The sequence below is a fragment of the Paenibacillus diazotrophicus genome (assembly GCF_042610465.1).
In genome coordinates, this window is sequence record NZ_JBGJZN010000004.1 from 318,326 (window position 1) to 334,086 (window position 15,761).

At 51.4% G+C, this 15,761-nt stretch carries 13 protein-coding genes, 2 pseudogenes and 1 riboswitch; of the genes and pseudogenes, 14 read left to right on the forward strand and 1 reads right to left on the reverse strand.

Translation table 11 applies throughout. The features are described from left to right. Positions 1 to 232: 232 nt before the first annotated feature. The 3 genes and pseudogenes from ACAN54_RS18280 to ACAN54_RS18290 form a co-directional block, all read left to right on the forward strand. Positions 233 to 589, forward strand: a pseudogene (locus ACAN54_RS18280) (RidA family protein); the annotation flags it as partial. A 206-nt stretch (positions 590 to 795) separates the two neighbouring features. Beyond that, complete coding sequence (locus tag ACAN54_RS18285; protein WP_379158319.1) at positions 796 to 1,218, forward strand: ASCH domain-containing protein; 423 nt, start codon at positions 796 to 798, stop codon at positions 1,216 to 1,218. Positions 1,219 to 2,349: 1,131 nt separating this feature from the next. Next, positions 2,350 to 2,437: riboswitch (cyclic di-GMP riboswitch) on the forward strand. Positions 2,438 to 2,620: 183 nt separating this feature from the next. Then, a pseudogene (locus tag ACAN54_RS18290) lies at positions 2,621 to 3,292 on the forward strand (choice-of-anchor A family protein); the annotation flags it as partial. A 44-nt stretch (positions 3,293 to 3,336) separates the two neighbouring features. Here the strand turns inward: ACAN54_RS18290 and ACAN54_RS18295 are convergent. After that, complete coding sequence (locus ACAN54_RS18295; protein ID WP_379158322.1) at positions 3,337 to 4,215, reverse strand: hypothetical protein; 879 nt, start codon at positions 4,213 to 4,215, stop codon at positions 3,337 to 3,339. Between the two features lie 16 nt (positions 4,216 to 4,231). Here ACAN54_RS18295 and ACAN54_RS18300 point away from each other — a divergent pair, with 16 nt between their 5' ends. The 11 genes from ACAN54_RS18300 to ACAN54_RS18350 all read left to right on the forward strand — a co-directional run bounded on the left by ACAN54_RS18300 (position 4,232) and on the right by ACAN54_RS18350 (position 15,734). Next, positions 4,232 to 4,588: an LPXTG cell wall anchor domain-containing protein gene (locus ACAN54_RS18300; RefSeq protein WP_379158756.1), complete on the forward strand. Its 357-nt coding sequence runs from the start codon at positions 4,232 to 4,234 to the stop codon at positions 4,586 to 4,588. 186 nt (positions 4,589 to 4,774) lie between these two features. Further along, positions 4,775 to 5,716, forward strand: coding sequence for an alpha/beta hydrolase (locus tag ACAN54_RS18305; RefSeq protein WP_379158325.1), 942 nt, complete (start codon positions 4,775 to 4,777; stop codon positions 5,714 to 5,716). Between the two features lie 505 nt (positions 5,717 to 6,221). Continuing rightward, positions 6,222 to 7,754, forward strand: coding sequence for an HD domain-containing phosphohydrolase (locus ACAN54_RS18310; RefSeq protein WP_379158328.1), 1,533 nt, complete (start codon positions 6,222 to 6,224; stop codon positions 7,752 to 7,754). Positions 7,755 to 7,970: 216 nt separating this feature from the next. Then, positions 7,971 to 8,363 carry a NusG domain II-containing protein gene (locus tag ACAN54_RS18315; RefSeq protein WP_379158330.1) on the forward strand — a complete coding sequence of 131 codons (393 nt, stop codon included), beginning with the start codon at positions 7,971 to 7,973 and terminating at the stop codon, positions 8,361 to 8,363. Continuing rightward, the gene (locus ACAN54_RS18320) at positions 8,347 to 8,898 is read left to right on the forward strand and encodes a Gx transporter family protein (protein ID WP_379158333.1); all 552 of its coding nucleotides are present in this window, start codon (positions 8,347 to 8,349) and stop codon (positions 8,896 to 8,898) included. Before ACAN54_RS18315 ends, ACAN54_RS18320 begins: the two co-directional genes overlap by 17 nt. Positions 8,899 to 8,928: 30 nt before the next feature. Further along, a complete protein-coding gene (locus tag ACAN54_RS18325) occupies positions 8,929 to 9,786 on the forward strand; it encodes an ATP-binding cassette domain-containing protein (protein WP_379158336.1) in 858 nt (285 codons plus the stop codon). Next, a complete protein-coding gene (locus tag ACAN54_RS18330; protein ID WP_379158339.1) occupies positions 9,771 to 10,670 on the forward strand; it encodes an energy-coupling factor transporter ATPase in 900 nt (299 codons plus the stop codon). Before ACAN54_RS18325 ends, ACAN54_RS18330 begins: the two co-directional genes overlap by 16 nt. Continuing rightward, positions 10,663 to 11,454, forward strand: a complete 792-nt coding sequence (locus ACAN54_RS18335; RefSeq protein ID WP_379158342.1) for an energy-coupling factor transporter transmembrane component T family protein — start codon at positions 10,663 to 10,665, stop codon at positions 11,452 to 11,454. The genes ACAN54_RS18330 and ACAN54_RS18335 overlap by 8 nt, the downstream gene beginning before the upstream one ends. 20 nt (positions 11,455 to 11,474) lie before the next feature. Beyond that, positions 11,475 to 13,400 carry a peptidase U32 family protein gene (locus ACAN54_RS18340; protein WP_379158345.1) on the forward strand — a complete coding sequence of 642 codons (1,926 nt, stop codon included), beginning with the start codon at positions 11,475 to 11,477 and terminating at the stop codon, positions 13,398 to 13,400. Between the two features lie 146 nt (positions 13,401 to 13,546). Continuing rightward, the gene (locus ACAN54_RS18345; RefSeq protein ID WP_379158348.1) at positions 13,547 to 14,848 is read left to right on the forward strand and encodes an aspartate aminotransferase family protein; all 1,302 of its coding nucleotides are present in this window, start codon (positions 13,547 to 13,549) and stop codon (positions 14,846 to 14,848) included. A 1-nt stretch (position 14,849) separates the two neighbouring features. Then, on the forward strand, positions 14,850 to 15,734 hold the full coding sequence (locus tag ACAN54_RS18350; RefSeq protein WP_379158351.1) for a UbiA-like polyprenyltransferase: 885 nt from the start codon (positions 14,850 to 14,852) through the stop codon (positions 15,732 to 15,734). Positions 15,735 to 15,761: the final 27 nt, after the last annotated feature.

The window sequence follows — 15,761 nt, forward strand, 5'->3', positions numbered from 1 at the left end:
AATCATCATAATACCATCTTTAATAACTAACACATCCCCAAATATTACTTTTTTGGATGACTCCACTTCAATAACTTCACATTCAGGTAATAATCCTAACAACATTTGATGGTCAGCATCCTTGATAACTCAATCGTAGCGCGGCTTTCGGGAATTCCGGTAGACGCGCTTTTTTTGCTTGCCTAAAAGTTTCTATAGAAGAGAACGAGTGAAATTCATTAATCCTGAAACCATGCTGGTATCCTTTTAGTACACGAATAGGGTAAGTCAGAAGTGTGCGGACGATCTATATATCCGGATAGGTCGCCCTCAATAAGGAAGGCCAAGTCGTTGGGACAGGGGAGCTGGACACGCAAACGAACCAGGTATATTAAAATATCAAAGCGGCTCTGGAAGCTGCAGACGCAAGTTTTGATGATCTGGTGAAATTGATCTTCTTCCTGACCGACATCTCCCAAATGCAGGTGGTGCGGGATATCCGGACCAGTACGTCAATACCTTTTATCCGCCGGCCAGTTCGGCAGTTGAAGTTCGTAAGCGGATCAGAGACGAGCTGCTCATTGAGGTAGAGGCTATTGCTGCTGCAAGCTTTTTTCGTTTCCCGGAAGATGCCCCTCTTTCCTGTAATAGTTGCACAGAACCCCAGAGAGTCATACAATAAAGTAGTAGAAAGCACACACAATGCGCAGGGAAGGGCTTCATGCTCTTTCGCCGGCATCCCGATATAAATAGGCGGCGCAGCTTTCCGGATTTGGGGGCTGCGTTTTTGCTGTCCAGGGAGGAGTAGAGGTACAGATGAGATGTCTGACTATCCGGCAGCCCTGGGCGACCTTAATTGCGCTTGGGGAAAAACAGTTCGAGACCCGTTCCTGGAGAACGGCTTATCGTGGGGAACTGGCTATTCATGCAGGCAAAGGGATCGACAAATCAGCCTGCAGACAGGAGCCGATTCAGTCGGCCTTAGCACGGCACGGATTCAGCGCAGACAACCTTCCTCTCGGGGCCATTATTGCTACATGCCGTCTGGTTGAATGCTATCAGGTGACGGTTACGGACGCTGAAACGGGCTGGCCGGGCGGTAATGAATTTATTTTTGGGGATTATTCGCCAGGGCGCTTTGCTTGGAAGCTGGAAGAGATAACGGCGCTTGCTCATCCGATTCCTGCAAAAGGCAGGCTGAGCTTCTGGGAGCACCCTGTCCTGGAAGGAGAGCAGTGACCCGCCCGGAGAACTGGATAAGCTTTTGAAGTGGACGGCAATGATTGGAGTAACAGGAAATTTATTTGTAGGCCCAAGCCATTAATGGGTATGAACCGGCTGACTCGCGGGTAATCTTCTTATAAGATGCGTTGGTGCAGCCATCGTGTCCTCCGTGATCATCAGGATGAATAAGAAAGGGCGTATGCATAGGAAATGGGAAGTCTCCTTATTGCGTGGCTTTGTATGTTGTGTTTGTATTTTTCGTTCGAAGATAAGGTAAGCCGGAAAATTATCTTTCCCGTGGCACTGGTTGTTTTTTTCGGCACCCTGGGTTATTGGAAGTTTTTAATGTAATTTTTAGGTAGCTATCAGCTTGTTTTCAGGTTAAAGATATATATTAAATGTACCAAACACTCCCCGGTGTTTATAAATAGCTTTCAGGGTCTTGCCAACTCCCATGGCGAGGCCCGTTTTTTATGTATTTTCAAAAAAATAATCGATGAAATATAAAAATAGGGGAATAAATGTGATATTTTTCACAATTAATTCTGGAGAATTATTATATATTAAATTTGAAATAATAAAGATTGAAGCGTAACAAAATAAAGCACCTCAAAGAGGAGAATTGAAATGAGTCATGAAGGAAGTCTTCGCCGCGGGTTGGCATTCGGGTTGTTTTTGAGCATTCCGTTATGGATGTCAGTGATTGGCTGGGTTCAACTGCTGTAATATACCGATCCGCTATATCCGCAGTGTCTGGTTACGGGAGCGTATATAGCATACATAGAGATAGAGGCAAGGCTGCTTCCGGATTTTCCGGGGCAGCTTTTTATTTGCATGTCAGGAGAATCTTAAGTGCGTGGTGCTTAAGAACTGTTTTTAGTAGTTTTAATTTCAGAGATTGGTGGGTTTGGGATCTCTTTTGGGGAGGGAAAAGAGCTGATTTTATTTGTATGCAAAGTAGATTTCTGGAAGATATGAGCTGTAATCCCTTATGTACAATGGGTTTGTTGCACAGCTGCACGTTCTGGTTACCTGAAAAAACACGAAAGGAATGGATTGACAATAGGGAGGAGGAGGAATAAACTGGAACTAGTTCAAAAGTAACAAATGTCACACATACATAAGAATCACCTCCTTCTATACCATCATGTATAATCGCAAACCGTTCGAAAGGACGGGACGCAAAGTCAGGAATCTAATGCCCGTACAGGGCTATGATCGTCCGGCCGCCATGAAGCTAACCCTTCGTGGCGGTCTTTTGTTGTTATATGTTCTTTGCAAAATCATAGAATAAGTTAATAGGAGGTGCATGTTATTGAGAAAGAGTACACGGAAGGCGGTAGCTCTGATACTGACAGGAGTGTTGGTATTTGGCGGTGCGGTTACTTGGGGATGGAACGTCAATGCAGCGGCTAATATGCCTTATATTCCTACACCTGTTTTGGGCGTTGCTGGTAATTTTAATGCCTTTATATTCGGGGATTTCACACAATCTTATGATCAGATTCATGGAAGGCTTGCGGCTGAAGGGAATATTACTTTGCAAGGATACGGTGTATCCAAGGATGCGCCTGGCGGGGATGTGCTGATTGCAGGCAAGAATCTTAGTCTTACAGATGGAACGATATATGGCGCAGCAGTATATGGCGGCAGTATAACCAGCACACGTGCAGATCTTAAGGAAACTCCCCGCAAGGGCGCACCGATTGATTTTGCGGCCGAGGAACAGTTTCTGATACAGCGTTCGAATGAACTAGCCGCTTTGCCGCAGACTCAGCCTTTTGTAAAAGAATATGGGAAAATCACCATTAATGCTCCGGATGCCTATAATGTTATTCATCTGGACGCTGCAGATTTGGCTGATGCCAATGGCCTGCAGTTCAACATCACAGGCGATGCCACCGTGGTTATTAATGTAAGCGGAGGCTCTGTGAAGATTCCGAATTTTCAATTCTGGGGAGGCAAACCCCGTAAGGTACTGTTCAATTTCTATGAAGCGGCTTCTTTGAATGTTGGAAATACCACCATCGAAGGCACCATTCTGGCTCCTCATGCCAGCGTCTTCTATGATCACGCCGAACTTCATGGCACACTAATCGCAAAAGCCTTCAGTGGATATGTGCAGATGCACCACTATCCGTATGAAGGATCGGAACCCCCGTTAGCGCCGACGCCAACGCCGAGCGCATCGGCGAGCCCGACGCCAAGCGCATCGGCGACACCAACGCCGAGCGCGTCGTCAACGCCGACGCCGAGTGCGTCGTCTACACCGACGCCGAGCGCATCGGCGACGCCAACGCCGAGCGCGTCGTCTACACCGACGCCGAGTGCATCGGCGACGCCAACGCCGAGCGCATCGGCGACGCCAACGCCGAGCGCGTCGTCTACACCAACGCCGAGCGCGTCGTCTACGCCAACGCCGAGCGCGTCGTCTACACCAACGCCGAGCGCCTCGTCTACGCCAACGCCGAGCGCATCGGCGACGCCAACGCCGAGCGCATCGGCGACGCCAACGCCGAGCGCGTCGTCTACGCCAACGCCGAGCGCGTCGTCTACGCCAACGCCGAGCGCGTCGTCGACGCCAACGCCGAGCGCGTCGTCTACACCGACGCCGAGCGCATCGTCTACACCGACGCCGAGCGCATCGGCGACGCCAACGCCGAGCGCATCGGCGACGCCAACGCCGAGCGCGTCGTCTACGCCAACGCCGAGCGCGTCGTCTACGCCAACGCCGAGCGCGTCGTCTACGCCAACGCCGAGCGCGTCGTCTACGCCAACGCCGAGCGCGTCGTCTACACCGACGCCGAGCGCATCGTCAACGCCGACACCGAGCGCATCGTCTACGCCGACGCCGAGCGCGTCGTCTACGCCGACGCCGAGCGCGTCGTCTACACCGACGCCGAGCGCGTCGTCTACGCCGACGCCGAGCGCGTCGTCAACGCCAACGCCGAGCGCGTCGGTGACGCCAACGCCGAGCGCATCGGCTGCGCCAACGCCGAGCACTACAATCATTTATGTACCGGTAATCGTGCCAACACCAACGCCAACACCAACAACGGTAATCGGTACAATTGTGGACGATACGGTGATCAATGAGGATCCCATTCCTTTGGGGCCAGCGGCAACGGTAGCTCCAGCGCAGCCGACAGTTTCACCCCAGACTACACCGGCGCCTCCCCCTGCTCCGTCAGCACCAGCAACGACGAAGTCTGAGGAAGAAGTGATCATAGACGATGAGATTCCTTTGGGGAGTGTGGATATACCCCGCAAGCTGCCGCAGACCGGGGAAGCCAGTCCAGCACCGTATTACCTCGTTGGTCTGGGAATTGCAGGTTTGGGTTTGCTGCTCAGTAGAGCAGCTAGGAGCAGTCGACGCAAACGGTAAGTGAATCTGGAAATAGTAGACAAACAAAAGAACAGGGCATCTCCCTTAGTGGAGAAACCCTGTTCTTTTGTATTAACTTGGGTATGAATTTCCAGTCGCTCCCTAAGCCATGGTATACTATGCTGAAAATTGGTTGGCGCCAAGCCAGTTGATTCAATTCTATAGAAGGAAAGGCGGCAGACGTTCATGTGGAGTGTAATTATACTTGCCGTAGTGATGATTATTGCCGGCGGTGTGACTTATGCAGGATTCTTTTTTTATGGCATCGCAATCAAGCGGGCACCGAAGGAATTTCTGGCAAAGACGCCTGATCTTAAGGTGGACCCGCCGGTTGCCGGGGCGTCCTGGGGCGAAGGAGCAGAGTGGGTATCCCGTCACAGCTTCAGAAATGTTGATATTATGTCTGATGATGGGCTCATGCTGCGCGGCTACTATCTTCCGTCAGAGCGTGCCGCAGGGCGAACTGCTATTATAGCGCACGGATATTCCGCGAAAGGCAAGGATATGGGGGCATGTGCCAAAATCTATTATGAGACTATGGGCTATAATGTACTGCTTCCCGATGCCCGTGGACATGGGAACAGCAAGGGGGATTATATCGGGTTCGGCTGGCCGGAGCGCCGGGATTATCTGAAGTGGATCGGGTACATCCTGGCGGAGAATGGACCGGAAGCACAGATTGTGCTGCACGGGATATCTATGGGCGGAGCAACCGTGATGATGACTTCGGGAGAAGAGCTTCCGCCGCAGGTAAAAGTTATTGTAGCCGACTGCGGATATACCTCGGTCAAAGCGCAGTTGTCTTACCAGCTTTGGCGGATGTATCATCTGCCAAGCTTTCCTTTTGTGCATATGGCAAGCCTCATCACCCGCATCAGAGCCGGGTATTTCTTCGGAGAGGCTTCCGCTCTGAAGCAGGTCCGCAAAGCCCGCGTGCCTATACTGTTCATACATGGTGATGCCGACAGGTTCGTGCCGTTCCATATGATGGAGGAGCTCTATCAAGCTTGCAAGAGTCCTAAGGATAAGCTTGTAGTGCATGGTGCGGGACACGGCCTCGCGTATGACACAGATAAAGCATCGTATATAGCGAAGGTGGCTAATTTTGTTACCCGGTACATCCATTGACCTGGCAAAAAAAGCCCCGGAAACGTAGACGCGCCCGATATCCGCAGAATGCGGTTATCGGGCGCTAATATGTTCCACACATGGGACTGCATCCTATCTACAAGAAAGCAGCGAAACCATGTCTTCTGCGTATATTTAATCCCCCGCCGTCCTTGAGAAAAACGGGTGTCTTGATCCTTGTTATTTCCAGCAGCCGTGTGGCGAGAATAATCCTTCCAAAACGACAAAAGCCCTACCTCTCTTTTGTCCTTGCGGCTCCGTGGCCGCGCCAGTGCGAATCGGAAAACTATGTTCGAATTTAATCTCATAAAAAGGAATAGTACTGCAAGAAAACGTAAGATTTTGTGTCCAAAATGCCGATATAGATAAAATCGCAACGAATCGGCTTGACATCTTCTTGATGGGGATAGTATATACTGCAAACAAATATTCACTAAGTATATCATGGAATGTAAAGAAATGCAAATAGTTAGGCTCAACAGGAACGTTGGAAACGAGGGAACCGATGAAGGTATACGGAGCTTTTTTGAAAAGACAGATTTTTAACTACATATTTGGTTCCGTGGTTGCTGTACTTGCGGTGGGAAGCCTGATCCTTCTCTCCTCGCTTGAAATAAGCCCAAAAGAGTATCTTCGGCTGCTGATCATATTGCTGATCTCGTTTGTTATTATGGCTGTTGCGGAAATCGGTGTTTTTGTCAGACAGATCCGGCCAATCCGGATGGCGCTTACGGAGCAAAAACCGACATTGGCCATGCTGGATGAAGCTTATCTGCATACTCACCGGATGCCGAAGCTTGCGGTACAGCGGATAATGGGTCCGCATTTTCTCGGGTTGTCTCTGCCGGCAACGCTCCTGACCCTATGGATGATTCGTACTGGATGGATCAGTTTGCCTTACTTTTATCTAATACTTGCGGTCGCGGGGGCCATTCTGGTGGCCTGCATGCACGCGCTGATTGAATTTTTTCTGACCTCCTCGGCAATCATCCCGCTGATAAAAGAATTCAGGAACCGGGCGTTGGCAATATATAAGGTGGACCTTTCTCTGGAAGGTCATGTGTTTGTACCCATTCGCCCCAAATTTCTCGTCACTTGTATGCTGATCGGTACTTTCCCGCTCTTTCTGTTCATTATGGCAACCCAGATCAGGCTGGAAACGCTGCGTAACGGAGGAGTGGACGGGATGCAGAACTATTGGGAGTGGGCAGGGCTTGTGCTGTTAATCGGTACCCTCTTTTCTTCCATAGCAGCTTGGCTTCTGACCCGAAGTGTGCAGCATCCGATCAACGAGTTGTACCAAGCCATGAACAATGTCAAAGACGGACGGCTGCTGCAGGTGCAAGACGAGTACTCTGATGAATTCTCGAAGCTTGTTGCCGGTTTTAATATGATGGTCCGGGGTCTGCAGACCCGGGAACAGCAGAACAGACAATTGCTAGACAGCTATTTTACCACCTTAGCCGTCGCACTTGATGCCCGGGACCCTTACACGGCCGGTCACTCGCTGCGGGTGGCAGAATACTCGGTGATTATTGGCCAGCTCGCAGGGCTTAGCGGGCAGAAACTGGATGATCTGCGCAAGTCTGCCCTGCTGCATGATATCGGTAAAATCGGCGTAAGGGACATTGTTCTCTTCAAGGAAGAAGCGCTGACCGACGAGGAATTCGACCAGATCAAGAGCCATCCCGTCCTTGGTGAGAATATTCTGCGTCAGATTGAGCCTGTGGAAAAGATGGCGCCATACCTGGGTGGGGTTCGTTCGCATCATGAACGTTATGACGGGAAAGGTTACCCGGACGGCCTGGCCGGAACGGTTATTCCGCTGCATGGCCGGATCATAGCCGTGGCTGATGCCTATGATGCCATGACCTCGGACCGGCCATACCGCAAAGGGATGAATCATGAGCGCGCACTGGCTATTCTGGAACAGGGCATGGGCACCCAGTGGGACCCTGAATTTACCGGTTTGTTTCTGGCGTATTTCGGAAAAACTGAGAAATCCGATGGAGCAGGTTATCCTGGCCGGGTTGGTTAGCGGTGAAGCGCGGGCAGTGAATAACGACTTTATCCTAATATTTCTTATTGAAGCGGATGCCATCCATTTATGATCGGTATCCGCTTCTGCTTGCGTGCCTATTTTGTGAACTGCTCCCTAAAACCGACAAATCCCGAGTACATTCATTGAAGGATTGCAAACAGACCGTTATAATTAATAAGTCTGGATTTTAACTAAAAAATAAGGGAGATCATTATGAAACGCGCAGATGTGCTGCTGATTTCCATCGTGCTCATTGCCGCGCTTGCTTTTATCGTGCCGAGATGGCTCTCGAACGATACCGACAAGGCGGGACCCGGCAACAACCTAGTAGCCAATATAACGGTGGATGGCAAGCTGTATAAGACAGTGAAGCTTACAAAAGAAGAACAAACCATTGATATCCGCACAGAGCGCGGTTATAACATTTTGAAGGTGTATGACTACGGGATTGAAATGTACGATGCGGACTGTCCGGACAAGGTATGTCTGGGCTTTGGCCATATTACCCGTCCCAAGCAGACCATTGTGTGCCTGCCGCACCGGGTATTAGTAGAAATAGCAGGCGGCGTGTCCGGGGAGGAAGAGATAGATGGCTATGTCCAGTAGTGAATCGGCAACAGCATTGAAACGAACGGTAATTGTGGCCATATTCGCTGCAGTCGCTGTAGTGCTAAGTCTGGTAGAAGCACAGATTCCGCTGGTTGGGGTTGGACTGATGCCTGGCGCCAAGCTCGGATTTGCCAATATCATGATTCTGACATGTATTTTCTTTTTGCGGGGCCGTGACGCCTTTATGCTGGTCATTCTGAAGACATTGCTTACCGCTTTTTTGCTCGGCACATTTTCGAGTCTTCTCTTCAGTCTGTTCGGATCGCTGCTCAGCTTTGTAGTGATGTTTCTGCTGGTGAAATGGGGAGGCAAGAAATTTAGTGTGATTGGTATTAGTATAGCGGGCGGACTGGCTCATAATACAGGGCAGCTGTTCGCGGCAGCCATTGTATTTAAATCCATGAGTATTTTCTACTACTTGCCGGTGCTGCTTATTACCGGGATTGTAACGGGGATTGCCGTTGGCTTCGCCGTACGTTATCTGGTAGCGTCGCTGTCCAAAATATCGCTGTTCGAAGAGTTTTTGGGCTAAAGCGGGTCCAACAGCGGAAGGATGACTAACATGATTGAAGCATATCAAGATCTGGAGGAAGAAGGAGTGCCGGCTGTGGTTCAGCTGGACGGAGTCTCTTTTGGCTATGATCCGGACGGTTCCATTCTCCACAATATCAACTTATCCATTCCACAGGGCCAGTGGGTGAGTATCGTGGGTCCGAATGGCTGTGGCAAGTCGACGCTGGTTAAGCTGCTGAATGCGCTCCTGCCTAAGAGCGGCGGGGAGATCACTATATGCGGCCATCGGCTGGGTGAAGAAACGATTGGAACGATCCGGCAATGTATCGGCATGGTGTTCCAGAATCCCGATAATCAGTTTATCGGGGCTACGGTTGAAGAAGATATATTGTTTGGCCTGGAGGGGTTGTGTTTGCCCTACGCTGAGATGGAGGAACGGCTTAGAACCTACACCTTGAAGCTGGGGATTGAGGATCTGCTGGCCAAGCATCCGGGCGAGCTGTCGGGTGGACAAAAGCAGCGTGTCGCCATCGCTTCCATTCTTGCCATGAAGCCAGGCATCGTCATCTTTGACGAGGCCTCTTCCATGTTGGATGAGGCAAGCCGGGATGAACTGCTGGGCATCCTGCAGGGGATGCGGGACGATGGGCAATACACTATCCTGATGATCACGCACGATGCTGACGAGATTCTGGCCTCCGACCGGGTGCTGGCTCTGCACAGCGGTGGCATTGCTGCTGATACTACCCCCCAGGAGCTATTCAGAAATACAGAGCTTCTGGAGAAATGCCATCTGCTGGAGCCGTATCCATGGCGCCTGGCCCGGGAACTTCAAAGCCGGGGAATCAGGGTGGATGTGCCCTCCAGTGAAAAGGAGCTAATAGATACACTATGGCCATTCAACTAGAGCAAGTAGGTTTTACTTATGCCGAGAATAGTCTATGGAAACAGACGGCGCTGCATGATATTACCCTAGGCATTCCCAAGGGCTCGCTGACTGGGATTGCTGGTGCAACTGGCTCCGGCAAGTCCACACTGCTGCAGCTATTCAATGGTATTCTCAAACCAACGCACGGGACTGTAAAAGTTCTGGATGTAACCATACACGCCGGTGAGAAATCGCCCAAGCTGCTGCCGCTGCGACGCCGGGTCGGACTGGTCTTTCAATTTCCGGAGCAGCAGATGTTCGAAGATACGGTGGAAAAGGATCTGATCTTCGGACCCCTCAATTTTGGCATGAGTCCGGAGGAGGCTAAGGAGCGTGCGCGCAAGGCCATGCTGGAAATGGGGCTGGATCTCGCGTTGCTCTCACGTAACCCGTTCCGCTTAAGCGGAGGCCAGATGCGCAAGGCAGCCATTGCCTCCGTACTGGCCATGGACCCGGAGATAGTTGTGCTGGACGAGCCGACAGCCACGCTGGATCCGGTCAGCCGTGCTGAACTAATCTCACAACTACAACGTCTCTGCCGCGAGCAGGGACGAACGATCATTATCGTAACCCACCGGATGGACGAACTGCTGCCGGTTGCCGACCGCTGGGTTCTACTGAAGGACGGGAAGATTGCTTTTCAGGGTAGCGGCGGTGAGCTTGCCGCCGATCCGGGCATTCTTACACGCTGCGGTCTTGGCGTGCCGCATTCCCTCCGTTATTGGCAGGCCGTTGCTGGCAAGTTCGGACTTGCGAGCGAGAAGCCCCGCTTGACTGCGGAGAGCCTTGCCGAGCTGATTGCTTCATTGCCGGGGACGCTCCGGTCTGGCACAGCGGCAGAACAGGGGGATGCCCATGAATGAGCGGCTGCTGCTGGGACGCAGCATTGAGACCGGCTCGTGGGTGCATAAGCTGGATGCGCGTTCCAAGCTTACCGGGATGCTGCTGTATGTAGTTGTAATTCTTTTGTCGGATTCCTGGCTGTCGATGGCGCTGCTGGCTGTATTTTCGATTTCGGTCATGGCCTCGACGCGCATTCCGCTGAAGTATTTTATCAAGGCGGCCAAGCCTTTGCGTTATTTGATGTTGTTCATCTTCATTGTGCAGCTCCTGTCCGTCAAAGAGGGAGATGTGCTATGGTCGGCCGGCTCGTTCTCGCTGCATGAGGGCGGTCTGCGTCTGGCAGCTTTCTCTGTCATCCGCATGCTGTTTCTGATCACGTTCACGGCGCTCCTTACCTTTACCACCACCCCTGGCAAGCTGAACCAAGGGCTTGAGGGGATTCTGGCGCCATTCAAAAGGTTAGGGCTGTCGCCGGATCGGATTACCCTGATGATCAGCATTGCGCTGCGGTTTATCCCTACGATTCTGGATGAATCGCAGATTATTATGAAAGCCCAGGCTTCCCGCGGAGCGGATCTGCAGGAACTGCCACTGAAAGAAAAAGCGCGGATGCTCGTATCGCTGCTTGTGCCGGTGATCTCCAGCGCCTTTCGGCGGGCACAGGATCTGGTCTATTCCATGGAAGCCAGAGGCTTCCGCATGGATGCTCCGCGCAGCCGGTATCACCGCTTGAGGTGGGGCGTTACCGATACTGTTTTTGTAGCTATGTTCGTTATCATGGGAGTTGTAGTGGCACTATTGTAATATTTTAGGGGGAATTGGTAATGGCAAGATTTTTTAATGGAAAAGAAATTGAACTACTCGCACCTGCAGGTACGTTTGATATTTTCAAGGCAGTGATCGAGTCGGGCTGTGATGCGGTGTATTTGGGCGGTCCTGTACTCAATATGAGAATGATGCGCAAAGGCTATAATCTATCGCATGAAGAAATCATAGAAGCCCTGGCCATAGCCCGCAGCTTGGATAAAAAAGTATATGTCACCGTCAACAATCTGTTCAGCGAAGAGGATGTGGAGGAAGCCAGAGCCTATCTGCAGTTTCTTGACGAGGTCCGTCCGGATGCGCTGATTGTTCAGGATATGGCTGTGCTGGAGCTGATCCGCGAGATGAAGCTTACCGTTCCTATCCATGCTTCGGTCATGATGAATGTACACAATCTGGAGATGATCCATGCACTGCGTGATCTCGGAGTAAGCCGGGTGGTTACCTCACGCGAAATGGATCTGCAGACGGCTAAGCTGCTAGGGCAGCAGAGCGGCATGGAGCTGGAGTATTTTGTTCATGGCGATATGTGTTCTGTTCATGGGGCGAATTGCTATTTCAGCTCCCAGGTCTTCGGGATGAGCAGCAACCGGGGCAAATGCATGAAGCCTTGCCGCTGGGATTACCGGATTAAGAAGGATGGTTATGTATTCCCGGCAGAATATCCGCTGGCCGTCAAAGATATGTTCATGTATGAGCATCTTCCGGAACTGATCGAATCGGGAATAACCTCTTTCAAAATTGAAGGCCGTATGCGCGATAAGGAATTCATGGTCTCCCTGGTGAACAGCTACAGCGACGCCATTGACCGTTACATTGAAGATCCGATTGGCTTTGACCGGACCGTGGACTCCAAAGAGCTATACAAAAACCGCAAACGCGATTTCTCCACCGCTTACGCTTTTGGCAAACCGGGCTTATCGAATATTAACCGCCGTTTCGAAGGCACAGGCAAATTCTACAGCACGGGCAAAGTGTTCAGTACACCAACTGCCGAACGCGAGCTGTCCGAAACCCGGGTGGTGGAGCTGCGCGAACGCCTGGCGGAAGCTCAGAAGGATCCCAAAGCTGCACCGGAACTTGCTGTGCGTGTGAATAACATGGAGCAAGCCCGTCTGGTCATCGAAATGGGTGTAGAGAGCCTGTATCTGCCTGGAGATGTGTTTGAGCCGGACCGGCCGTTTACGAAGCAGGATATTAAGGCGCTTGGGGCCATTAAAGGGAAGACCCGGTTGTACCTCGGAATGCCACGGATGATGACGGAGCTTCATTTTAACCAGTATGATCATTTGCTAAGTGGAGAACGCCTGCCGATTGATGGACTGATGATTACCAACCTTGGAGCCATTCGTCGCTACAGAGCTGCCGGTTATCCGTTGATCGGTGATGCCAATCTGAATATCTACAATCATCTTGCTGCGAAGCTGTATACCGGACTGGGACTGGAGAAGCTAACCGTATCGCCGGAAATGACGATGGAACATTTTGCCGACTTCACCTCGCGTTGTGATCTGCCTCTGGAGGTTGTTGTTCACGGCACACCGGCGCTGATGTATATGGAACATGATCTGTACGAGAATACCGAGGTTATGGAGCCTATTGCGGAAGAAGATAATCTGTATGTCAAAAATGATGTGCTGGTCCTAAAGACAGATAAAGGGGAAAATCCGGTCTATCGTGACCAATTTGGCCGCTGCCATCTGCTGTTCTCCAAAGAACTCTGCTACTTGCCTATGCTGAATGAGATGCGCGGGCTTGGCATTGCCAGCTTCCGGATCGAAGGCGCCACATACAGCACGGGAGAGCTGCGGACCATCATTGCTGCCTACCAGACTGCTATTAGAGGCGATCATGCGCAGGAAGATTTATTGGGCGGACTTACACCTGTGTATGCTGGTTATACACTCGGTGCCTTGCAGTTTAATTGAACTATTTAAATTTTAAAATATTAAGATAGAGCGTATAATAACGGTAAGCGCATGACTGATAAGTTACTTTTTTCACAAACATTGTCGAGGATTCATAATCCATACTGCACCGCCCGGACGGGCGCCTGAAAGAGAGGGAACCCTTCATGAAGCAACAAGAGACAGCCATTGGAAGAACAGCGGTTGCCGCCAAAAGAAAGCAATATTTCTATCCCTGTACTGCACACTTTTACCGGGATGCACCGCAGCTTGTACGTGGAAGCATGCAGTTTGTCTATGACGAAAACGGCAAGCAGTACACGGACTTCTTTGCTGGTGTATCGGTTGTCGCCTGCGGCCACTGCAACCCTGCGATTACAGGACGCACGATTGCGCAGCTACAGCAGCTACAGCACACCTCGACGGTATATCTTACACAGCCAAATGTGGATCTGGCTGAGCGTCTGGAAGAGGTGCTTCCAGGGAAGTTGCGGCGCAGCTTCTTCGTCAACAGCGGCTCCGAGGCCAATGAAGGGGCGCTTCTGCTGGCCAGAATGCATACCGGCCGCAAAGGGTTCATTGCGCTGGAGAGCGGACTGCACGGGCGTACCAATCTGACGATGAGTGTAACCGGGCTGTCCATGTGGAGAACGGATCAGTACCTGGATGAAGATGTAACCTTTATTGAGCGGCCCTATCATCCGGAGCTTACGCTGGAGGAGGCAGCGGCCGTTTCTCTGAAGAGCCTGGAACGGGTGCTGAAGGAAAAAGGCCACACCATCGCTGCAATGATCGTAGAGCCAATTCAGGGGAACGGTGGCATGATTATGCCTGCTCTCACGTATTTCCGGGAGGTCAAAGCGCTGCTGGACGCGTACGGGGTGCTCCTGATCGACGATGAGATTCAGACAGGCTACGGACGTACGGGAGCTATGTTCGCTATGGAGCATTTTGGCGTTGTGCCGGATATTATCAGTATGGCCAAAGCGCTGGGCAACGGGGTTCCGGTAGCTGCCTTTGCGACTACGGATGACATTGCGGCGTCTCTGAACCGTCCTTCCGCTTCAACCTTCGGGGGCAATCCGGTGTCTGCAGCTACTGCGCTGGCGGTGCTGGATTATATCCGCGACGAAGAGCTGCCGGTGCGTGCAGCCGAGCTGGGAGCTCGTCTCAAGGGAGGCCTTCATACCCTTCAGGAACGTTATCCTGGAATGATCGTTGATGTACGTGGCACTGGCCTGATGCTGGGCGCAGAGCTGGCGGCACCAAATGCTGCCGGCTCGGCTGAGCTGACCGACGATGTGCTGGAAGCGATGAAGGACCGCGGGTATTTGATCGGCAAAAATGGTATAGGCCGCAACGTGCTGGCCTTCCAGCCTCCTCTGGTTATTACAGCTGAGGATATTGACGGCATGCTGACTGCTTTGAATGAAGTACTGCTACAAGTTTCTACAGAAAAGGAAGAATAATATGGCCATCTTAAATGCTGTCAAAACCTCTGCGCTCAAGCTGAAAATGTTCAGCGAGCTGGTGATGTTTTCCCATACGCTGTTCTCGCTGCCCTTTGCTATCATCTCGATGGTCTGGGCGGCAGGGGGTTGGCCATCCGGACACATGATGCTGTGGGGGCTAATTGCTCTAATCGGTGCGCGGAACGGCGCTAACGCCTTTAACCGTCTGGTTGACCGGACCTTTGACGGTAAGAATCCGCGTACCGCACACCGTCATCTCCCGCAGCGGCTGCTTGCAGAGAAGGAAGTCATTTTCTTCATCATCATCAACTATGCTTTGTTCATTGTAGCTTCCGGTATGCTGAATCTGCTCTGCCTGCTGCTGTCGCCTGTAGCTATCGTTCTGATCTCATCCTATTCCTATACCAAACGATTCACGTTCTTAAGCCATTTGTATTTGGGCTTTGTCATTGCATCGGCGCCGATAGGTGCCTGGTTCGCCGTGACGGGGAATATTGCGTTCACGCCGTTTGTGATTGGTACGGTTGTCATGCTCTGGATCGCCGGGTTTGATATTATCTATGGTACGCAGGATATCGATTTTGACCGCCGGAACGGCCTGTGGTCGATTCCCAGCTTCTTCGGGCTGGAGAATGCGCTGCGTATTTCCAAAGGTCTGCATTTCATTATGATTATGCTGCTGCTGTTCTTGTACCTCTGGCGTGATCTGGGCTGGATGTACCTGGTAGGCATCGGCATTGCTACACTGCTGCTGATGACAGAGCACCGCATTATTAAGCCTCATAACCGGCGGCTGATGAAGGTGGCTTCTTATAATTTGAATCAGGTGATCAGTATGGTGATATTGCTGTGCACGATGATTGATTATTTTTATGTTCATTAGGGTGTGTGAGGGCGCGGTTAGGAGAGG